This window comes from Pseudomonas sp. BMS12 (genome assembly GCF_001592875.1).
Classification (GTDB): domain Bacteria; phylum Pseudomonadota; class Gammaproteobacteria; order Pseudomonadales; family Pseudomonadaceae; genus Aquipseudomonas.
On the sequence record NZ_LSOF01000009.1, the window covers coordinates 38,598 to 58,303 of the forward strand.

The window sequence follows — 19,706 nt, forward strand, 5'->3', positions numbered from 1 at the left end:
CCCTACCCCACGCCACAGGGATACGGCCATGCTCCGCTCTCTTCTTCGCCCCGCGCTGTTCGGCGGCCTGCTTTGCTGCGCTGCGCCGGCCCTGGCGGTCGACATCGACGCCGCCAGCTACGGCTTTCCGCTGAGCAACCCCTTCGAAGCCACCATCGCCGGCACACCACCAGATTTGCGGCCGCAACTGCCCAGCGATGACGATATCGACCAGGCCGACTACGACCTCAAGCTGCGCCCCGAGCGCCAGTTCGAGCTGCCGGAGAACTTCTGGCCGGTGACCAAGCTGCGCTATCGCCTGGCCCGCCAGGATGGCAAGGCGCCGCTGATCTTCATCATCTCCGGCACCGGCGCCAACTACGCCAGCGGCAAGACCGAAGAGCTCAAGCGTCTGTTCTACAGCGCTGGATACCACGTGGTGCAGCTGTCCTCGCCGACCAGCTACGACTTCATGAGCGCCGCCTCGCGCACCGCCACGCCAGGCATTTCCAGCGCCGACGCCGAAGACCTGTACCGGGTAATGATGGCCGTGCGCGCCCAGCATCCGGGGCTCGAGGTCAGCGACTACTACCTCACCGGCTACAGCCTGGGCGGGCTGCATGCCGCCTTCGTCAGTGCACTGGACGAGCAACAGCGCCAATTCAACTTCAAGCGCGTGCTGCTGCTCAACCCGCCGGTCAACCTGTACACCTCGGTGACCAACCTGGATCGCCTGGTGCAGACCCGAGTCGCTGGCGTCGACAACCACACCACCTACTTCGATCTGGTGCTACAGAAGCTGACGCGCTACTTCGAGGAAAACGGCCAGATCGACATGAACGAGGCGATGCTCTACGACTTCCAGAAGTCGGGGCAGAAGCTCAGCAACGAACAGCTGGCCATGCTGATCGGCACCTCGTTCCGTTTCTCGGTCTCGGACATGGCCTTCACCGCCGACCTGATCAACCGCCGCGGCCTGATCACCCCGCCGAACTACCCGATCAGCGAAGGCACCAGCCTGACCCCCTTCTTCAAACGTGCCCTGCAGTGCGACTTCGACTGCTACATCGTCGACCAACTGGTGCCCTACTGGCGGGCCAAGTACAACGGCGGCAGCCTGCTGCAGCTGATCGACCAGGTCAGCCTGTACAGCCTGGAGCAATACCTGAAGAGCAGCCACAAGGTGGCGGTGATGCACAACGCCGACGACCTGATCCTCGGCCCCGGCGACATCGGCTTCCTGCGTCGCACCTTCGGTGAGCGCCTGACCCTGTACCCGCGCGGCGGGCACTGCGGCAACCTCAACTACCGCGTCAACAGCGACGCCATGCTGGAGTTCTTCCGTGGCTAGAAAATGGATTCTCTTGCTCGCTCTTTCGCTCAGCACCGGCCTGGCCCAAGCCGAGACGACGGCCGATGACGACGGTTTCACCCGGCCGCTGGATCAACTGCAGTTCAACCCGCATCTGGACCAGCGCGAGTTCGAGCGCTCGACCCTCGACGCCCTGCAGGTCTACGACCCCTGGGAATCGTGGAACCGGGGGGTCTACCACTTCAACTATCGCTTCGACGAGTGGGTGTTCCTGCCCGTGGTGCGCGGTTATCGCTACGTCACGCCGGGCTTCGTGCGTAGCGGCGTGAGCAACTTCTTCAGCAACCTGGGCGATGTGCCCAACCTGCTCAACAGCCTGCTGCAGTTCAAGGGCAAGCGCTCGCTGCAGACCACCGGCCGCCTGCTGGTCAACACCACCATCGGCATCGCCGGGCTGTGGGACCCGGCCACACGCATGGGCCTGCCCAAGCAGCGCGAGGATTTCGGTCAGACCCTGGGCTTCTACGGCGTACCGGACGGTCCCTATGTGGTGCTGCCGCTGCTCGGCCCCTCCAACCTGCGCGACACCGGGGGCCTGGTCTTCGACTTCGCTGCGGAAAGCCAGATCAACTACCTGAACGTCGCCGAGACCAGCAGCGACCATCCGGAGATCATCGCCCTGCGTGCGGTGGATACTCGCCATACCACCAACTTCCGCTACGGTCAGACCAACAGCCCCTTCGAGTATGAAAAGGTGCGCTACGTATACCGCGAGGCGCGCAAGCTGCAGGTCGCCGAGTAATCGATAAAATCGATAGTTAACCCGTAAAACTCGCAACCATCAATCCAATCAACAGGATTAGCATGGGCACATTCCACCTCAGGAGGTGCCCATGACCCCGTTCCGCAAAGTCCTTGCCCAGCACATCGGCCAACCCACATCCGACGGCGCCGGTGTGCGCCTGACTCGCGTCATTGGCGGCGCCGGCATCGAACGCTTCGATCCATTCCTGATGCTCGACGAGTTTTCCTCGGACAACCCGGACGACTACATCGCCGGTTTTCCGCCACACCCGCATCGCGGCTTCGAAACCATCACCTACATGCTCGAAGGCCGCATGCGCCACGAAGACCATCTGGGCAACGTCGGCCTGCTGGAGAGCGGCGGCGTGCAATGGATGACCGCCGCGCGCGGCATCATTCACAGCGAGATGCCCGAGCAGGAACAAGGTGTGATGCGTGGTTTCCAGCTCTGGCTCAACCTACCGGCCAAGGACAAGCTCGGTGACGCCGGCTACCGCGACTATGCCCCTGGTGAAATACCGCGCATCACCACCGCCTCAGGAGTGGCAGTCACGGTGATTGCCGGACGGTTCGACGACGGCCAGATCCAGCAGGACGGCGCCGTGCAGCGCCCGCACACCGCGCCGCAGCTGTTCGACCTGCAGCTGCCGGCCGGCGCGCGGGTCACGCCGCGCCTGGCGGACGGTCAGCGGGTGCTGCTGTACGTCTACGAAGGCGAGCTGGCGGTCAACGGCCACACGGTCGGCAGCAGCCGCCTGGCGCGGTTGTCCGAAGAGGGCGCCATCGAGATGAGCAGCGGCGCCGGCGCACGGGTGCTGCTGATCGCCGGCACGCCATTGAACGAACCCATCGTGCAGTACGGACCCTTCGTGATGAACAGTCGCGAAGAGATCGAACAGGCCCTGCGCGACCTGCGCGACGATCGCCTGACAGCCTGAAGCCTCAGCGGTTCGAAGGCTCGAATGCCGGGCTCACGTCAGCCTCGACCGGCGTCGCGCCGAGGAAGCGCAGCAGGGCCTCCTTCTGCGCCATGGCGTCCTGGTAACCCAGCTCGATCAGCTCGTTGCAGTAGCCGGGCTCGAACAACAGGTAGCTGAGCACCCCGGCGCCGCTCGCGCGGGTAGCGCCCGGGCCACGCAGGAAGAAGCGCATGGCCTTGGGCAATTCGTGACGATGGCGCGCGGCGATCTGGTCCAGCGGCTGGCTCGGCGCGATCACCAGCACATCCACCGGTTTCAGACCCAGCCCGTGCGGATGCAGGCCCGAGGGCACCAGGCGACTCATGTGATTGAGCCGTTCCAGCAACTCGATATCACTTTCCAGGCTATCGATGAAGGTGCTGTTGAGCATGTGTCCGCTGATCTGCGCCAGGCTCGGCGGCAGGCCGTTGCGCGGCCGCACCACCTCCTGGCTGGCACCTCGTCCCAAGGGGTTGCCGCTCACCCCCACCACCAGCACGCGACTGGCGCCCAGGTGCAGAGCCGGGCTGATCGGTGCCGGCTGGCGTACGGCGCCATCGCCGAAATACTCGCGGTTGATCTTGACCGGCGGGAAGACCAGCGGAATCGAAGCGCTGGCCAGCAGATGATCGAGATCCAGGCGGGTCGGCACGCCGACACGGCGATGGCGGAACCAGGGATCGATGGTCGCGCGTCCCTGGTAGAAGGTCACCGCCTGACCGCTCTCGTAACCGAAAGCGGTCACCGCTACCGCACGCAGCTGACGAGCCCGCACCGCAGCGGCGATACCCGAAAAATCCAGTTCGCGCGCCAGCAGCTTGCCGAGCGGCGAGCTGTCGAGCAGCGCCACCGGCTGATCCCTGCCGATACCCAGCAGACTGTGGCCGAGGAAGCGACTGGCCTGGCGCAGCACACCGGGCCAGTCGCTGCGGTACACGTCGCTACAGTGGAAGCCCTGCCAGACCTGGGTCAGACGCTGCACCGCACTGGCAAAATGCAGGGCCCCGCAGGCCAGGCCGACAGCGTTTATGGCGCCGGCCGAGGTGCCGACGATGACGGGAAACGGGTTGTCTGCCGATTCGCCGAGCAGATCGGCGATCGCCGCCAGCACCCCCACCTGGTAAGCCGCACGAGCTCCGCCGCCGGAGAGAATCAGCCCGGTCATGGGCCTGGCGGCGTCTGCGGCTGGAGTCATGGGCACATTTCCTTGAGCTTTCTGGCGAGTATAGGCGTGCTACTTGCGGTATAGCTTCGGCTCACCTGCCGGGCGCGTCTTGAAGCGGCGATGGGCCCACAGGTATTGCTCGGGGCACTGGCTGACGGCCTGCTCGATCCATTGATTGATGCGCAGGCAATCGGCCTCCTCGCTCTCGCCGGGGAAGCCCTCCAGCGCCGGGTGGATCACCAGCCGGTAGCCCGAACCATCGGCCAGGCGCTGCTGGGTGAACGGCACCACGCGCGCCTTGCCCAGGCGGGCAAACTTGGTAGTCGCGGTAACAGTGGCGGCCTGGATGCCGAACAGCGGCACGAAGATGCTCTGCTTGGGACCGTAGTCCTGGTCCGGGGCATACCAGATGGCCCTTCCTGCGCGCAGCACCTTGAGCATGGCGCGGATGTCGTCACGCTCGATGGCCGTGGCATCCAGATTGTGTCGCTCGCGGCCACGACGCTGAACAAAGTCGAACAGCGGGTTCTTGTGCTCGCGGTACATGCCATCAATGGTCTGCACCTGGCCGAGCAGCGCGGCGCCGAGCTCCAGAGTGGTGAAGTGCAGGGCCATGAGGATTACCCCCTGCCCATGCGCCTGGATCTGTTGCAGATGCTCCAGCCCTTCGATCCGCCCCAGGCCAGCCAGACGCGGCTTGGCCCACCACCAGCCCATGGCCGTTTCGAAGAAGGCGATGCCGGTCGAGGCGAAGTTTTCCTTGAGCAGCTTCTCCCGCTCGGCAGCCGACAGCTGCGGGAAGCACAACTGCAGGTTGCGCGCGGCAATCCGCCGCCGCGACCCGGCCACCCGGTACATCAAAGCCCCCAGGCTGCGCCCCAGCACCAGCAGCACCGGGTAAGGCAGCTGTACCACCAGCCACAGCAACCCCAGGCCCAGCCACAGGGGCCAGAAACGCGGATGAAGAAAATAGGCGCGAAATTGCGGACGATCCATGAATGATTCCGGGCAAGCAATAAAGCCCGGCATTCTACAGAACTCCTCTCAGCTTGCGGCGCTGCCCCCTTCTCGCTATAAGTCGTGCCCATTCAATGCAGTGGGCAGACCATGAGCCAAGCCGACCTCCTCGACCAAGATCCCGTGTTCCAGCTCAAGGGCAGCATGCTCGCCATCACCGTGCTGGAACTGGCGCACAACGACCTGGAGCGGCTGGACCGGCAACTGGCCGAAAAAGTCGCCCAGGCGCCGAATTTCTTCCAGAACATCCCCCTGGTGCTGGCCCTGGACAAACTGCCGGAAGGCGAAGGCGAGCTCGACCTGAGCAAGCTGATGGAAGTCTGCCGCGAGCACGGCCTGCGCACCCTGGCCATTCGTGCCAGCCGCGAGGAAGACATCGCTGCTGCCGAAGCACTGGACATTCCGGTGCTGCCGCCCTCCGGCGCAAGAGAGAAACTGGTCGAGCCGGTGGAAGCGCGCAAGAAGCCGGAAAAACCTGCCGAGCCGACGGCCAAACCGACCAAGATCATCACCAGCCCGGTACGCGGTGGCCAGCAGATCTACGCCCAGGGCGGCGACCTGGTGGTCATGGCACCGGTCAGTGCTGGGGCGGAACTTCTCGCCGATGGCAATATCCATGTGTACGGCCCCCTGCGCGGCCGTGCCCTGGCCGGCGTCAAAGGCGATGCCAAGGCACGGATTTTCTGCCAACAAATGGGCGCCGAAATGCTGTCGGTGGCCGGTCAGTACAAGACCGCCGAAGACCTGCGCCGCGATCCGCTCTGGGGGCAATCGGTGCTGGTCAGCCTGTCGGGTGACGTGTTGAACATCACCCGCCTTTAACGGATACTGCGGCCAATTTTCAGGGACCAAAAAGGGCATCAGGAAGCCAGTCTTATCGGCTCTTGATTGCCTGATTTTTCATATATTTGGGGTAAATCACCTTGGCCAAGATCCTCGTAGTCACTTCCGGCAAAGGCGGCGTGGGCAAAACCACCACCAGCGCTGCCATCGGTACCGGCCTGGCCCTGCGCGGCCACAAGACTGTGATCGTCGACTTCGACGTCGGCCTGCGTAACCTCGACCTGATCATGGGCTGCGAACGTCGTGTGGTTTACGACTTCGTCAACGTGATCAACGGCGAAGCAACCCTGACCCAGGCCCTGATCAAGGACAAACGCCTGGAAAACCTCTACGTCCTGGCCGCCAGCCAGACCCGCGACAAAGACGCCCTGACCAAGGAAGGCGTCGGCAAGGTCATCGACGAGCTGGCACAGAACTTCGAATACGTGATCTGCGACTCTCCGGCCGGCATCGAGACCGGTGCCCACCTGGCCATGTACTACGCCGACGAAGCCATCGTCGTGACCAACCCGGAAGTGTCTTCGGTACGCGACTCCGACCGCATGCTCGGCCTGCTGGCCAGCAAGTCGCGTCGCGCCGAACAAGGCCAGGAACCCATCAAGGAGCGTCTGCTGCTGACCCGCTACAACCCGGAGCGCGTCACCAAGGGTGAAATGCTCGGCGTGGAAGACGTCGAGGAAATCCTCGCCATCAACCTGCTCGGCGTGATTCCGGAATCCCAGGCGGTGCTCAAGGCCTCCAACCAAGGCGTGCCGGTCATCCTCGACGATCAGAGCGACGCAGGCCAGGCCTATGGCGACGCCGTCGACCGTCTGCTGGGCAAGGAAGTGCCCCACCGCTTCCTCGACGTGCAAAAGAAGGGACTCATGCAACGCCTGTTTGGAGCGCGCTAATGAATATTTTCGACTTCTTTCGCGAACGTAAAAAGGAAACCCCTGCTTCGATCGCGAAAGAGCGTCTGTCGATCATCGTCGCCCATGAGCGCGGCCAGCGCAGCCAGCCGGACTACCTGCCGGCCCTGCAGAAAGAGCTGGTCGAGGTGATTCGCAAGTACGTCAACATCGAGCAGGATCAGGTGCAGGTCGCGCTGGAAAACCAGGGCAGCTGCTCGATTCTGGAACTCAACATCACCCTGCCGGATCGTTGATTCGCTCGGGGTAAGCAACGGCGGCCATGGCCGCCGTTGTCATTTGTGGAAACGCCATGCCGCTGTCAAATGTGCAAATCATCCACCAGGACGCCGCCCTGCTGGTGATCAACAAACCTACCCTGCTGCTCTCGGTGCCTGGCCGTGCCGAGGACAACCGCGACTGCCTGGTGACCCGTCTGCAGGAAAATGGCTACCCGGAAGCGCGCATCGTCCACCGCCTGGACTGGGAAACCAGCGGCATCATCGTCCTCGCTCGCGATGCCGACAGCCACCGCGAGCTGTCCCGCCAGTTCCACGACCGCGAAACCGAGAAGGCCTACACCGCCCTGTGCTGGGGCCAGCCCGAGCTGGACAGCGGCAGCATCGACCTGCCATTGCGCTACGACCCGCCAACCAAGCCACGCCATGTGGTCGACCACGAACTGGGCAAGCACGCTCTGACCTTCTGGCGTGTGCTGGAGCGTTGCGGCGACTACTGCCGAGTCGAACTCACGCCGATCACCGGTCGCTCGCACCAGTTGCGCGTGCACATGCTGTCCATCGGACATCCGTTGCTGGGTGACGGCCTGTACGCCCACGAACAGGCCCTGGCCGCCTGGCCGCGCCTATGCCTGCACGCCAGCATGCTCAGCCTGACCCACCCGCAGACTGGCGAGCGCCTGCGCTTCGAGAGCCCGGCGCCGTTCTAATCAGCCGTTGATCCAGAGAAACAAAAAAGGAGCCCGCAGGCTCCTTTTTCACTACACCCGGCCTCAGTGCAGGATCTGCCCGAGGAACAGCTGGGTCCGTTCGTTCTGTGGATTGTCGAAGAAGGCGTTGGGCTCGTTCTGCTCGACGACTTCGCCACGGTCCATGAAGATCACCCGATTCGCCACAGTGCGGGCGAAGCCCATCTCGTGGGTTACGCAGAGCATGGTCATGCCGTCTTCAGCCAGGCCGATCATGGTGTCCAGCACTTCCTTGACCATCTCGGGATCGAGCGCCGAGGTGGGTTCGTCGAACAGCATGATCTTCGGCTTCATGCACAGGGCACGGGCGATGGCCACGCGCTGCTGCTGGCCGCCGGAGAGCTGGCCCGGGTACTTGTGCGCCTGTTCGGGAATGCGCACGCGCTCAAGGAAGTGCATGGCGATTTCCTCGGCCTTGCGCTTGGGCATCTTGCGCACCCACATCGGCGCCAGGGTGCAGTTCTGCAGTACGGTCAGGTGCGGGAACAGGTTGAAGTGCTGGAACACCATGCCCACCTCACTGCGCACCGCCTCGATGTGCTTGAGGTCATGGGTCAGCTCGGTGCCATCGACCACGATGCGCCCCTGTTGATGTTCCTCCAGGCGGTTGATGCAACGGATAGTGGTGGACTTGCCCGAACCAGACGGACCGCAGAGCACGATGCGCTCGCCCGGTTGCACGTCGAGGTTGATGTCCTTGAGCACGTGGAACTGGCCGTACCACTTGTTTACACCCTGCATCTGGATGATCGGCTCGGCGCTAGCCTGCTTGTTTGCTTCAGTCATGAGTCACTCCTAACGCTTGTGGCCGGTGTCCAGCTTGCGCTCCAGGCGCATGGAATAGCGGGACATGCCGAAACAGAAGATCCAGAACACCAGAGCAGCGAACACATAGCCCTCGGTGGCCATGCCCAGCCAGGCCGGATCCGTGGTGGCTTGCTTGATGCTGTTGAGCAGATCGAACAGGCCGATGATGATCACCAGGCTGGTGTCCTTGAACAGGGCGATGAAGGTGTTGACGATCCCGGGGATGACCAGCTTCATGGCCTGCGGCAGGACCACGAGGCCCATCATTCGCCAGTAGCCAAGCCCCATCGCAGCGGCCGCTTCGTACTGCCCCTTGGGAATCGCCTGCAGACCGCCCCGTACCACTTCGGCGATATAGGCGGACTGGAACAGGATCACCCCGATCAAGGCGCGCAGCAGCTTGTCGAAGGACAACCCTTCCGGCAGGAACAGCGGCAGCATCACCGAGGACATGAACAGCACGGTGATCAGTGGCACACCACGCCAGAACTCGATGAAGGTCACACAGATGACGCGGATCGCCGGCATGTCGGAGCGCCGCCCCAGTGCCAGCAGGATACCCAGCGGCAAGGCCCCGGCAATGCCGACAGCGGCGATCACCAGAGTCAGCATCAGACCACCCCAGCGGCTGGTCGACACTTCTTGCAGGCCGAGGGTGCCACCGTGCAGCAGCCAGAAGGCCAGCAGCGGATAGATCACCAGGAACGCCAGACCGTAGACGGCCTTGCGCGGCATCATCGGCACGAACAGCGGGGAGGCGCCGATAATCGCCAACCACACCGTCAGGTCGACCCGCCAGCGCAGTGCCTCCGGGTAGAAGCCATAGATGAACTGGCTGAAGCGCTGTTTGATGAACACCCAGCAGGCGCCGTCGCTGGTGCAGTCGGCACGGGTGGTGCCGTGCCAGTCGGCCTGGAAGATGGCCCACTGCAGCAGCGGCGGCACGATCAGCCAGACCAGATAGGCGGCGAACAGGGTCAGCAGCGTATTGAACCAGTTGGAGAACAGGTTGGCTCGCAGCCAGCCGAGCACACCGACGCTCAAGGCTGGCGGCGGTAGATCGGGTCGGAATTGATGTACTTGCATGCGCCTCTCCTTACCGCTCGATCAGCGCGATGCGCTTGTTGTACCAGTTCATCAACATAGAAATGCTGATGCTGATGGCCAGGTACACACTCATGGTGATGGCGATGGTCTCGATGGCCTGGCCGGTCTGGTTGAGGGTGGTGCCGGCAAACAGCGAAACCATGTCCGGATAACCGATACCGGCGGCCAGCGAGGAGTTCTTTGCCAGGTTCAGGTACTGGCTGGTCAAAGGCGGAATGATCACCCGCAGGGCCTGGGGAATGATCACCAGACGCAGGGTCTTGCCGGCAGGCAGGCCGAGCGAGCGCGCCGCCTCGGTCTGGCCATGGCTGACCGCCTGGATGCCAGAGCGCACGTTCTCGGCGATGAAGGCTGCGGTGTAGATGGTCAGTGCCAGGGTCAGCGCCATCAGCTCGGGGATCATCACCCAGCCGCCACGGAAGTTGAAACCCTTGAGCTCCGGCATGTCCCAGGTGAAGGGCTGGCCGAACAGCAGAATCGCCAAGGCTGGCAGGGCAACGATCAGGATCAGGCTGCTGATCAGCGTGGGGAAGGTACGCCCGGTGGCCTCGAAGCGGTGGCTGGCCCAGCGGGCCAGGTAGAAGATGGCCGCCAGGGCCACAACCACGGCAATCAGGAAGGGCCAGAAGCCCTCGGCCATGGTCGGCGACGGCATGTTCAGGCCGCGATTACTGAGGAAGAAGACATCCCCCAGGCTCATGCTCTGCCGCGGGCCAGGCAGCGGCAGGAACACCGCGAAGTACCAGAAGAATATCTGCAGCAGCGGCGGGATGTTACGGAAGGTCTCGATGTAGACGGTGGCCAGCTTGCTGACCAGCCAGTTGGGAGATAGCCGGGCAACGCCGAGGATAAAGCCGAGAATGGTGGCCAAGAAGATGCCGATGACCGAGACCAACAGGGTGTTGAGCAACCCGATGACGAAGACGCGCCCGTAGGTATCGCTCTCCTTGTAGTCGATCAGATGCTGGGAAATACCGAAGCCGGCGCTGTTGTCGAGAAAACCGAAGCCCGACAGGATGCCGCGCTGCGCCAGGTTGTGCTGAGTGTTGTGGAACAGGTACCAGCCGAGCGCCACGACGGCGATGACGGCGAGGATCTGGAAAGCCCAAGCGCGCACCTGCGGATCGGTCCAGACCGAGCCTCGTGGGCGCGAAGTATTCGCGGGAGTTTGCATAACGGCCCTCATGGAAGCCCCGCGTCCCTTGTGGGCGACGCGGGGTTCATGGAATCAGGAACACCATCGCCCCGTAACGGAGCGATGGTCAGGAGGTCAACGCACCGGCGGCGCGTATTGCAGACCACCCTTGTTCCACAGGGCATTGAGACCACGCTCGATCTTCAGCTCGCTGCCGGCACCGACGTTGCGATCGAAGATTTCTGCGTAGTTACCGACTTGTTTGACGATCTTGACCGCCCAGTCCTTCGGCAGCTTCAGATCCTTGCCGTAGTCGCCTTCGGCGCCCAGCAGACGAGCCACGTCCGGGTTCTTGGTGGATTTGGCCATCTCTTCGACATTGGCCGAAGTGATACCCAGTTCCTCGGCGTTGAGCATGGCGAACAGGCTCCAGCGCACGATGTCGAACCACTCTTCGTCACCCTGGCGTACGGATGGGCCGAGCGGCTCCTTGGAGATCACTTCTGGCAGTACGACGTAGTCGTTCGGCGCGGCCAGCTTGATGCGCTGGGCATACAGCTGAGACTGGTCGGAGGTCAGCACGTCGCAACGCCCGGACTCCAGCGACTTGGCGCTCTCGTCGGAGGTGTCATAAGTGATGGGGGTGTATTTCAGACCGTTGGCGCGGAAGTAGTCGGCCAGGTTCAGCTCGGTGGTGGTACCGGCCTGGATGCACACGGTGGCGCCGTCCAGTTCCTTGGCGCTGGAAACGCCGAGCTTCTTGTTCACCAGGAAGCCTTGACCGTCGTAGTAGGTCACGCCGGTGAAGTTCAGGCCCATGGCCGCGTCACGCGAGCTGGTCCAGGTGGTGTTGCGCGACAGCATGTCGACTTCGCCGGATTGCAGCGCAGTGAAGCGCTCCTTGGCAGTCAGCGGGCTGTATTTCACCTTGGAGGCATCACCGAACACGGCGGCAGCCACGGCGCGGCAGACATCCACGTCGATCCCCATGTAGTTGCCCTTGGCATCGGCGTAGGAGAAGCCAGGCAAACCATCACTGATACCGCACTGCACGAAGCCTTTCTTCTGCACCGCATCCAGGGTCGCACCGGCCTGAGCGAAACCGCTCACACCCAGCACTGCGGCCGTGGTCAATACCGCCAGGGTGGATTTCACCATCTTCATCAAAACCTCCAAGTGTTCTTGTTTGGTCGGGTCTCGGTCCTGCCGCCGTACCCTTGTGGGGCACGTTCGATCCCGCCACCATGACGGGGTCGACCGGGGAGTGAACCTGAAGAGAGTCTAGATGCCGATCCGCTGACCGGCGAACGACTCGCTCCTCACCGTAGGTCTTACGGCTTTGAGACGCTGCAGATGTCCGGCTTTCCGCCCCAGGCGGCCCCCGCCGGACCCGGTAGTCACAGCAAGGCCCGTACCAGCTTCGCACCAAGAGCGCTTTATCGGCAGGTCAATAGGTAAACTTCCACCAGCGCGACATCTTCTTAAGTTATCCCGCGAACAGTCAGCACCCCACCTACTCCCGACTGATCACGACGCACCACAATGGAGCACATATGCAATCCCCCCTGATACTTGAGCCCCCTCTCAGTGCCGATTCCTGCGTCATCTGGTTACACGGCCTGGGGGCCGACCGTTACGACTTCCAGCCCGTGGCCGAGATGCTTCAGCAAAACCTGCCGAGCACCCGTTTCGTGTTGCCTCAGGCGCCGAGCCGAGCGGTGACCATCAACGGCGGCTGGGAGATGCCGAGCTGGTACGACATCCTCGCGATGAGCCCGGCCCGCGCGATCGACCAGGCACAACTGGAGACTTCGGCGCAAACCGTGATGGACCTGATCGAGCAGCAGCGCGACGGCGGAATCGACCCGGCCCGTATCTTTCTCGCCGGCTTTTCCCAGGGTGGCGCCGTGGTGTTCCATACCGCTTTTCTGCGCTGGCAAGGCCCACTGGGCGGCGTGCTCGCTCTGTCGACCTATGCCCCCACTTTCGCGGACGACCTGCAACTGGACGAGGTGCGCCGTCAGCTACCCGTGCTCTGTCTGCATGGCAGCCAGGACGAGGTGGTACCGCGTTTCATGGGCCGCAACGCCCACGATTGCCTGGCCGAACGCGGCGTAACGGTCGAGTGGCGGGAATACTCCATGGGACATGAAGTCGTGATGGACGAAATCCAGGATATCGGTGCCTGGCTAGGCCAGCGCCTGAGTCGTCAAGCAACCGACTGATTAGCCCCACAAGCCGCTAAATAGAGGGGCTGGCGTCAAGGAGACGGCGGCCACTTCTATTCGAGTCGAGTGATCCGACCACTGGTCGGGCAGACCAGGCCCGAGGATTGCTTCTGCAATGTAGCCAGGCATAAGGTCGGTAGAGGTGTTCGCCCCACGACAGGGAGTGTTCCGCGATGCCAGCCATTCCAGATCGTTCACCAACGTATTCCCCCATACGATGAAGAACGCTCAGACACCGCAGGATCTACAACAGATCCGCCATCTGCGACTGTTCCAGAACGTCGCCGCCAACAGCCTTCAACTCCTGTTGCAGGAATTCCGTGCCTGTGAGCTGGAGTCCGGCGAAATCCTGCTCTCCCCTTTCAATCGCAACCAGCATCTCTATCTGCTGCTCGAAGGCGAGCTGAAGGTCTACCTCGGCTCCCTCGACAACCAGCCGGTCAGCACCCTGCAACCGGGCGACTGCGCCGGCGAAATCAGCTTCATCGACAACGAACGCCCCTCCGCCTACGTGGTGGCGACCCAGCCGTCGCAGGTGCTGCGCCTGCATCGCGAGTCACTGGTCAAACTGTTTCAGCAATCCCCGGAAATGATGCAGAACCTGCTGGAACTGCTCTGCGACCGGGTACGCCAGGGCAACCGGATCATCCTCGACAGCGAACAGAATGCCAATGTCGACACCCTCACCGGTTGCTTCAATCGGCGCTGGCTGGAACACGTCTACGAGCGCGAGAGCACCCGCTGCGCCTTCAATCAGCAGCCGCTGGGCATGCTCATGCTGGACGTCGATCACTTCAAGGCCTACAACGACCAGCACGGGCATCTGGCCGGCGACTATGCGCTGTGTCTGGTGGCACATACGTTGCGCAAGCAGCTGCGCCCCAAAGACAGCCTGGTGCGCTTCGGTGGCGAGGAGTTCGTCATCCTGCTGCCAGAGATCGACAACGACGAGGCACGCCATATCGGCGAACGCCTGCGTAGCAGCCTGGAACAGGTCAGCAGCTTCTACTCGCCGATGGGCATCCTGCCGGGTGTCACCGTCTCCATCGGCCTGGCCCAGATGCAGACCAAGGACAGCCTGGAAAGCCTGATCGCCAGGGCCGACGCCGCGCTGTACAAGGCCAAGCAGCAAGGGCGCAACCGCCTGTTCGGCTGAACCGCCATATCGCCAGCCGCTACCTCGACTTGCTAGAGTCGCCCGCATAACAACAAAGAACGGACGCCCTCATGCGCAAGCTGTTGCTCGCCCTGCTGCTCATCCTCATTGTCGCCGCAGTCTTCTTCGGCCTCCCCACCCTGGTGGATCGCCAGATGAACAGCGTCGCCCATGCACCACCCTACCGGGCTAGCGACGCCGCCGAGACGCTGCACCAGAGCCTGTTCGTCGCCGACCTGCACGACGATGCCCTGCTCTGGCAACGTGACCTGCTGCAGCGCCACGACTATGGCCACTCCGACCTGCCGCGCCTGCTCGAAGGCCATGTTGGCCTGCAGGTGTTCTCCACCGTAACCAAGACCCCGCGCGGCCTCAACTACGAGAGCAATGGCGCCGACACGGACAACATCACCCTGCTGGCCATGGCCCAGCGCTGGCCGCGTGCGACCTGGAGCAGCCTGCTCGAACGCGCCCTCTACCAGGCCGGAAAACTCCAGCATGCAGTCGCCAACAGCGATGGCCGGCTGGTGCTGGTGCGCAGCCGTGGTGAATTGCAGAAGTTCCTCGACACCTGGCAGCGCGACCCGCAGCGAGTCGCCGCACTGCTCGCCACCGAAGGCCTGCACCCCATCGAAGGCAAGCTGGAGAATATCGACCGCCTGTACGACGCCGGCTTTCGCATTGCCGGCCTCACCCACTTCTTCGACAACGAGGTCGGAGGCTCCGCCCACGGTCTGGCCAAAGGTGGGCTGACTCCGCTGGGCCGCCAGGTCATCGCTCGCCTGGAAGAGAAGCACATGCTGGTCGACCTGGCTCACGCCTCCAAGGCGCTGATCGACGATGTATTGGCTATCGCCAAGCGCCCGTTGCTGGTCTCCCACACCGGCGTCGCTGGCACCTGCCCCGGCCCGCGCAACCTTACCGACGAGCACCTCAAGCGCATCGCCGCGACTGGCGGCGTGATCGGCATCGGCTACTGGGACGCCGCCGTCTGCGAAACCTCAGTAGGCGCCATCGTCCGCGCCATTCGCTACACGGTGGATAAGGTCGGCGTCGAGCACGTGGCCCTGGGGTCGGACTTCGACGGCACCGTGCACACCCCCTTCGACACCAGCGGCTTGGCCCAGCTCACCGAAGGGCTGCAACGCGCCGGCTTCAGCCCGGCGGAAATCGCCGCGATCATGGGTGGCAACGTGCGCCGCCTGCTCTTGGCCAGCCTGCCCGAGTAAGCGCCGTGTCAAGCCCCCGGGCACTTCGCCACGGGGGCTTCTTGCTTTACACTGGCGACCGTTCATTCCTTGACCAATACGAGACGGCCGTGCTCAAAGCACTCAAGAAAATATTCAGCAAGGGCGAAGCCGAACAGCCCGCCAGCAGCAGCCCCGCCAGCGCCAGACCTAGCGCCACCCGCGAATCCAAGGCCAAAGCGGCCAAGCCCGACGCTCAAGTGGCAACCGAGGCGAAGAAGCCGCGCGCCGACAAACCACGTCGCGAACGCCCGGCCAAGCCGGTGGACACCTGGAAACTGGAAGACTTCGTGGTCGAGCCGCAGGAAGGCAAGACCCGCTTCCACGACTTCCGCCTGGCGCCAGAGCTGATGCATGCCATCCACGATCTGGGCTTCCCCTACTGCACCCCCATCCAGGCACAGGTCCTCGGCCATACACTCAAGGGCAAGGACGCCATCGGCCGCGCCCAGACCGGTACCGGCAAGACTGCCGCCTTCCTGATCTCGACCATCACCCAGTTGCTGCAGACCCAGGTGCCGAAAGAGCGCTACATGGGCGAGCCACGGGCGCTGATCATCGCGCCGACCCGCGAACTGGTGGTGCAGATCGCCAAGGATGCCCAGGATCTCACCAAGTACACCGGCCTGAACGTCATGCAGTTCGTCGGCGGTATGGACTTCGACAAGCAGCTCAAGCAGCTGGAGTCGCGCTACTGCGACATCCTCGTGGCCACCCCGGGTCGCCTGCTGGACTTCAACCAGCGCGGCGAAGTGCACCTGGACATGGTCGAAGTAATGGTGCTGGACGAAGCCGACCGCATGCTCGACATGGGCTTCATCCCCCAGGTACGCCAGATCATCCGCCAGACCCCGATGAAGGGCGACCGCCAGACCCTGCTGTTCTCAGCCACGTTCACCGAGGACGTGATGAACCTCGCGCGGCAATGGACAGTCAACCCGGCCATCGTCGAGATCGAACCGGAGAACGTCGCCAGCGACACCGTCGAGCAGCACGTCTACGCCGTATCCAGCAAGGACAAGTACAAGCTGCTGTACAACCTGGTAACGCAGAACGACTGGCAGCGGGTGATGGTCTTCGCCAACCGTCGCGACGAAGTGCGTCGCATCGAGGAGAAGCTGATCCGTGACGGCGTCAGCGCCGCGCAGATGTCCGGCGACGTGCCGCAGCACAAGCGGATCAAGACCCTGGAAGGCTTCCGTGAAGGCAAAATCCGCGTCATGGTCGCCACCGACGTGGCCGGCCGCGGCATCCACGTCGACGGCATCAGCCACGTGATCAACTTCACCCTGCCGGATGTGCCGGACGACTACGTACACCGCATCGGTCGCACCGGCCGCGCCGGCGCCAGCGGCACCTCGATCAGCTTCGCCGGCGAGGACGACGCCTACGCCCTGCCACCGATCGAAGCGCTGCTGGGGCGAAAAATCACCTGCGAAATGCCGCCGGAAGAGCTGCTCAAACCGGTGCCACGCAAGCACTGAGCCATACCGCAATGAAAAGCCCGCCTAGTGCGGGCTTTCTATAGATGTGCGCCTAGCGCGCCTGGACCAGGCTGAGCACCTCGGCGCTACGCTGCGACCTTTGCTCCAGGTAGCGGGTGCAGCTGACCCGCAGGAACGAAGCGAAGTTGACCACCTCACCGCGGTACTCCATGACCTCGTCATAGAGCTTGCTGATCAGTTGGTTGGTGGTCATGCCGTCGACCTCGGCGATTTCGCGCAGGATGTCCCAGAACTGGTTCTCCAGGCGCAGGGTGGTGACCACACCGCGAATGCGCAGGGAGCGCGAGCGCGATTCGTAGAGGATCGGATCGGCCTTCACATACAGCTCACACATCGCTCACTCTCCAGTCTGTGTTGTGTCGCGGCCAGGCCATGACGAGAGGCGGCAACGCCCCTCTCGCCCTGCCCTGCTGCCTTGCCAGTTATCCCAGCACCTTGAGAAAAGCCGCCAGCCAGGCCGGATGCGCCGGCCAGGCCGGGGCCGTGACCAGATTGCCGTCGACATGGGCGGCATCCACGGGGATATCCACATACTCGCCCCCGGCCAGGCGCACTTCCGGCGCGCAAGCCGGGTAGGCGCTGCAGGAGCGCCCCTTGAGCACATCGGCGGCAGCCAGCAGCTGGGCGCCGTGACACACGGCGGCGATCGGCTTGCCGGCCAGGGCAAAAGCCCGCACCAGTTCGATCACCTTGTCGTTCAGCCGTAGGTATTCGGGGGCACGGCCGCCGGGAATCACCAGAGCCTGGTAGTCCTCGGCGCGCACCTGGTCGAAGTCGAAGTTGAGGGTGAAGTTGTGCCCCGGCTTCTCGCTGTAGGTCTGGTCGCCCTCGAAGTCGTGAATGGCGGTACGCACGGTCTGCCCGGCGCTCTTGCCCGGACACACAGCGTCGACCTTGTGGCCAACCATCTGCAGGGCCTGGAATGGCACCATGGTTTCGTAGTCTTCGACGTAATCGCCGACCAGCATGAGAATGTGTTTGGTAGTCATGGCTCAACCTCCATCTGTTGTGAGTCGCGAGAACAGACAGTCTCGTCCAGCTTGGCGACTCCCGGGTAACAGTGGACTACTACAGACAGAAAAAACCCCGCACCAGGCGGGGTTTGTCGACGCACGGTTCAGCAGACTGCCGAAAACCACCTGCCTGTCAGAGCGGCTTGCCACGATTGCCGTGGCTGGCGACGAACTGCTGCACGGTCTGCAGGTCGTTGGCCAACACGGTGCAGCGCTCCTCGCGCTGGAACAGATCGGTCAGGTGCGGCGGCAGCGCCGGCACCGCGTCGATGCCGGCCTTCTCCACCGCCTCCGGGAACTTGACCGGGTGCGCGGTGCCCAGGGTGACCATCGGAATGGCCAGGCTGCGGCGGCACTCGCGTGCGGCACGTACGCCAATCGCGGTGTGCGGATCGAGCAGCTCGCCGCACTCGGCGTACACCTCGGCGATGGTTTCGCAGGTCTGCTCATCATTGACCGCCAGCGAGTCGAACAGCTTGCGCGCCTCGGTCCAGCGGTCTTCCTCGACACTGAAACCGCCACCCTGCTTGAAGGTATCCATCAGCCCGGCGATGGCGGCGCCGTTGCGGCCGTGCAGGTCGAACAGCAGGCGTTCGAAGTTTGACGACACCATGATGTCCATGGACGGCGACAGGGTCGGGTGCAGTTCGTCCTTCACATACTGATTGCCGCTCATGAAGCGGTGCAGGATGTCGTTGCGGTTGGTCGCGACGATCAGCTGGCTGATCGGCAGACCCATGTTGCGCGCCAGATAGCCGGCGAAGATGTCGCCGAAGTTGCCGGTCGGCACGGAGAAGGCCACCGAACGCGCCGGACCACCCAGCTGCAGCGCCGCGTGGAAGTAGTAGACGATCTGGGCCATGATCCGCGCCCAGTTGATCGAGTTGACCGCCACCAGACGAGTGCCCTTGAGGAAGCCCTGGTCGGCGAAGCTGGCCTTGACCATCTCCTGGCAGTCGTCGAAGTTGCCTTCGATGGCGATGTTGTGGATGTTCTCGCCGAGGATGGTGGTCATCTGCCGGCGCTGCACCTCGGACACGCGGTTGTGCGGGTGCATGATGAAGATGTCGACGTGTTCGCAGGCCTTGCAGCCTTCGATAGCGGCCGAGCCGGTGTCACCGCTGGTCGCGCCCATGATCACCACGCGCTCGCCACGCTTGGAGAGTACGTGGTCGAGCAGGCGACCGAGCAGCTGCAGAGCGAAGTCCTTGAAGGCCAGGGTCGGGCCGTGGAACAGCTCCATGACCCACTCGTTGCCATTCAGCTGACGCAGTGGCGCCACAGCGTTGTGGGCGAACACGCCGTAGGTTTCTTCGAGAATCTTCTTGAAATCGGCATCGGCAATGGAACCGGCCACGAACGGGCGCATCACCCGGAAAGCCAGCTCGTGGTAGGGCAGGCCGGCCCAGGAAGCGATCTCCTCCTGGGTGAAGCGCGGCAGGTTTTCCGGCACATAGAGGCCGCCATCGCTGGCCAGACCGGCGAGCAGGACGTCTTCGAAATTGAGGGCCGGGGCCTGGCCGCGGGTGCTGATATAACGCATGACTCTTC

Annotated in this window: 20 protein-coding genes; 11 read left to right on the forward strand and 9 right to left on the reverse strand. The window is 63.4% G+C overall.

Translation table 11 applies throughout. The features are described from left to right. Window positions 1–28: 28 nt before the first annotated feature. From AYB31_RS09260 to AYB31_RS09270, 3 genes are all read left to right on the forward strand, one after another. Window positions 29–1,330: a serine/threonine protein kinase gene (locus tag AYB31_RS09260; RefSeq protein WP_068827954.1), complete on the forward strand. Its 1,302-nt coding sequence runs from the start codon at window positions 29–31 to the stop codon at window positions 1,328–1,330. Window positions 1,331–1,337: 7 nt separating this feature from the next. Further along, window positions 1,338–2,093: an MlaA family lipoprotein gene (locus AYB31_RS09265; protein ID WP_442961803.1), complete on the forward strand. Its 756-nt coding sequence runs from the start codon at window positions 1,338–1,340 to the stop codon at window positions 2,091–2,093. Window positions 2,094–2,184: 91 nt separating this feature from the next. Further along, on the forward strand, window positions 2,185–3,033 hold the full coding sequence (locus AYB31_RS09270) for a pirin family protein (RefSeq protein WP_068827958.1): 849 nt from the start codon (window positions 2,185–2,187) through the stop codon (window positions 3,031–3,033). A gap of 4 nt (window positions 3,034–3,037) precedes the next feature. On the opposite strand, the gene AYB31_RS09275 is transcribed toward AYB31_RS09270, so the two are convergent. After that, window positions 3,038–4,249 (reverse strand): patatin-like phospholipase family protein, encoded by a 1,212-nt coding sequence (locus AYB31_RS09275; RefSeq protein ID WP_068827959.1) that lies wholly within the window; start codon window positions 4,247–4,249, stop codon window positions 3,038–3,040. Between the two features lie 39 nt (window positions 4,250–4,288). Continuing rightward, complete coding sequence (locus tag AYB31_RS09280; protein ID WP_068827960.1) at window positions 4,289–5,215, reverse strand: lipid A biosynthesis lauroyl acyltransferase; 927 nt, start codon at window positions 5,213–5,215, stop codon at window positions 4,289–4,291. A 111-nt stretch (window positions 5,216–5,326) separates the two neighbouring features. Between AYB31_RS09280 and minC the strand changes: the two genes are divergently transcribed. The 4 genes from minC to AYB31_RS09300 all read left to right on the forward strand — a co-directional run bounded on the left by minC (window position 5,327) and on the right by AYB31_RS09300 (window position 7,918). Continuing rightward, a complete protein-coding gene (minC, locus tag AYB31_RS09285) occupies window positions 5,327–6,058 on the forward strand; it encodes a septum site-determining protein MinC (RefSeq protein WP_068827962.1) in 732 nt (243 codons plus the stop codon). A 101-nt stretch (window positions 6,059–6,159) separates the two neighbouring features. Continuing rightward, entirely contained in the window at window positions 6,160–6,972 is an 813-nt protein-coding gene (gene minD / locus AYB31_RS09290) for a septum site-determining protein MinD (protein WP_068827964.1), read from the forward strand. After that, window positions 6,972–7,226 (forward strand): cell division topological specificity factor MinE, encoded by a 255-nt coding sequence (gene minE, locus AYB31_RS09295; protein WP_021701941.1) that lies wholly within the window; start codon window positions 6,972–6,974, stop codon window positions 7,224–7,226. The genes minD and minE overlap by 1 nt, the downstream gene beginning before the upstream one ends. 56 nt (window positions 7,227–7,282) lie before the next feature. After that, entirely contained in the window at window positions 7,283–7,918 is a 636-nt protein-coding gene (locus AYB31_RS09300) for an RluA family pseudouridine synthase (protein WP_068827966.1), read from the forward strand. Between the two features lie 63 nt (window positions 7,919–7,981). Here AYB31_RS09300 and AYB31_RS09305 read toward each other — a convergent pair whose 3' ends face one another. The 4 genes from AYB31_RS09305 to AYB31_RS09320 all read right to left on the reverse strand — a co-directional run bounded on the left by AYB31_RS09305 (window position 7,982) and on the right by AYB31_RS09320 (window position 12,170). Then, window positions 7,982–8,743, reverse strand: a complete 762-nt coding sequence (locus AYB31_RS09305) for an amino acid ABC transporter ATP-binding protein (protein WP_068827968.1) — start codon at window positions 8,741–8,743, stop codon at window positions 7,982–7,984. A gap of 9 nt (window positions 8,744–8,752) precedes the next feature. Further along, window positions 8,753–9,850, reverse strand: coding sequence for an amino acid ABC transporter permease (locus tag AYB31_RS09310; protein WP_068827970.1), 1,098 nt, complete (start codon window positions 9,848–9,850; stop codon window positions 8,753–8,755). Window positions 9,851–9,860: 10 nt separating this feature from the next. Then, on the reverse strand, window positions 9,861–11,045 hold the full coding sequence (locus AYB31_RS09315) for an amino acid ABC transporter permease (RefSeq protein WP_068827972.1): 1,185 nt from the start codon (window positions 11,043–11,045) through the stop codon (window positions 9,861–9,863). A gap of 96 nt (window positions 11,046–11,141) precedes the next feature. Next, on the reverse strand, window positions 11,142–12,170 hold the full coding sequence (locus AYB31_RS09320; RefSeq protein WP_068827973.1) for an amino acid ABC transporter substrate-binding protein: 1,029 nt from the start codon (window positions 12,168–12,170) through the stop codon (window positions 11,142–11,144). Between the two features lie 389 nt (window positions 12,171–12,559). On the opposite strand from AYB31_RS09320, the gene AYB31_RS09325 reads away from it, so the two are divergent. The 4 genes from AYB31_RS09325 to rhlB all read left to right on the forward strand — a co-directional run bounded on the left by AYB31_RS09325 (window position 12,560) and on the right by rhlB (window position 17,121). Beyond that, window positions 12,560–13,231: an alpha/beta hydrolase gene (locus AYB31_RS09325; protein ID WP_068827975.1), complete on the forward strand. Its 672-nt coding sequence runs from the start codon at window positions 12,560–12,562 to the stop codon at window positions 13,229–13,231. 220 nt (window positions 13,232–13,451) lie between these two features. Next, window positions 13,452–14,390 (forward strand): GGDEF domain-containing protein, encoded by a 939-nt coding sequence (locus AYB31_RS09330; protein ID WP_068827976.1) that lies wholly within the window; start codon window positions 13,452–13,454, stop codon window positions 14,388–14,390. Window positions 14,391–14,461: 71 nt separating this feature from the next. Next, window positions 14,462–15,619: a dipeptidase gene (locus AYB31_RS09335; protein ID WP_068827978.1), complete on the forward strand. Its 1,158-nt coding sequence runs from the start codon at window positions 14,462–14,464 to the stop codon at window positions 15,617–15,619. Between the two features lie 89 nt (window positions 15,620–15,708). Next, window positions 15,709–17,121 (forward strand): ATP-dependent RNA helicase RhlB, encoded by a 1,413-nt coding sequence (gene rhlB / locus AYB31_RS09340; protein WP_068827979.1) that lies wholly within the window; start codon window positions 15,709–15,711, stop codon window positions 17,119–17,121. Window positions 17,122–17,173: 52 nt separating this feature from the next. Here the strand turns inward: rhlB and AYB31_RS09345 are convergent, their stop codons facing one another. The 3 genes from AYB31_RS09345 to thrC form a co-directional block, all read right to left on the reverse strand. Next, entirely contained in the window at window positions 17,174–17,476 is a 303-nt protein-coding gene (locus AYB31_RS09345; RefSeq protein ID WP_068827981.1) for a ribbon-helix-helix domain-containing protein, read from the reverse strand. A gap of 88 nt (window positions 17,477–17,564) precedes the next feature. Beyond that, window positions 17,565–18,131, reverse strand: a complete 567-nt coding sequence (locus AYB31_RS09350; RefSeq protein WP_068827982.1) for a DJ-1/PfpI family protein — start codon at window positions 18,129–18,131, stop codon at window positions 17,565–17,567. Between the two features lie 157 nt (window positions 18,132–18,288). Next, entirely contained in the window at window positions 18,289–19,698 is a 1,410-nt protein-coding gene (thrC, locus tag AYB31_RS09355) for a threonine synthase (protein ID WP_068827984.1), read from the reverse strand. Window positions 19,699–19,706 lie beyond the last annotated feature (8 nt).

Coding starts and splice junctions, on each gene's coding strand:
- AYB31_RS09325 (WP_068827975.1), top strand. CDS start 12,560: ATGCAATCCCCCCTGATACTTGAGCCCCCTCTCAGTGCCGATTCCTGC.
- AYB31_RS09335 (WP_068827978.1), top strand. CDS start 14,462: ATGCGCAAGCTGTTGCTCGCCCTGCTGCTCATCCTCATTGTCGCCGCA.
- AYB31_RS09320 (WP_068827973.1), bottom strand. CDS start 12,170: ATGAAGATGGTGAAATCCACCCTGGCGGTATTGACCACGGCCGCAGTG.
- AYB31_RS09260 (WP_068827954.1), top strand. CDS start 29: ATGCTCCGCTCTCTTCTTCGCCCCGCGCTGTTCGGCGGCCTGCTTTGC.
- AYB31_RS09310 (WP_068827970.1), bottom strand. CDS start 9,850: ATGCAAGTACATCAATTCCGACCCGATCTACCGCCGCCAGCCTTGAGC.
- AYB31_RS09345 (WP_068827981.1), bottom strand. CDS start 17,476: ATGTGTGAGCTGTATGTGAAGGCCGATCCGATCCTCTACGAATCGCGC.
- AYB31_RS09280 (WP_068827960.1), bottom strand. CDS start 5,215: ATGGATCGTCCGCAATTTCGCGCCTATTTTCTTCATCCGCGTTTCTGG.
- AYB31_RS09350 (WP_068827982.1), bottom strand. CDS start 18,131: ATGACTACCAAACACATTCTCATGCTGGTCGGCGATTACGTCGAAGAC.
- AYB31_RS09270 (WP_068827958.1), top strand. CDS start 2,185: ATGACCCCGTTCCGCAAAGTCCTTGCCCAGCACATCGGCCAACCCACA.
- minE (WP_021701941.1), top strand. CDS start 6,972: ATGAATATTTTCGACTTCTTTCGCGAACGTAAAAAGGAAACCCCTGCT.
- AYB31_RS09330 (WP_068827976.1), top strand. CDS start 13,452: ATGAAGAACGCTCAGACACCGCAGGATCTACAACAGATCCGCCATCTG.
- AYB31_RS09300 (WP_068827966.1), top strand. CDS start 7,283: ATGCCGCTGTCAAATGTGCAAATCATCCACCAGGACGCCGCCCTGCTG.
- AYB31_RS09275 (WP_068827959.1), bottom strand. CDS start 4,249: ATGACTCCAGCCGCAGACGCCGCCAGGCCCATGACCGGGCTGATTCTC.
- AYB31_RS09315 (WP_068827972.1), bottom strand. CDS start 11,045: ATGCAAACTCCCGCGAATACTTCGCGCCCACGAGGCTCGGTCTGGACC.
- thrC (WP_068827984.1), bottom strand. CDS start 19,698: ATGCGTTATATCAGCACCCGCGGCCAGGCCCCGGCCCTCAATTTCGAA.
- minC (WP_068827962.1), top strand. CDS start 5,327: ATGAGCCAAGCCGACCTCCTCGACCAAGATCCCGTGTTCCAGCTCAAG.
- AYB31_RS09305 (WP_068827968.1), bottom strand. CDS start 8,743: ATGACTGAAGCAAACAAGCAGGCTAGCGCCGAGCCGATCATCCAGATG.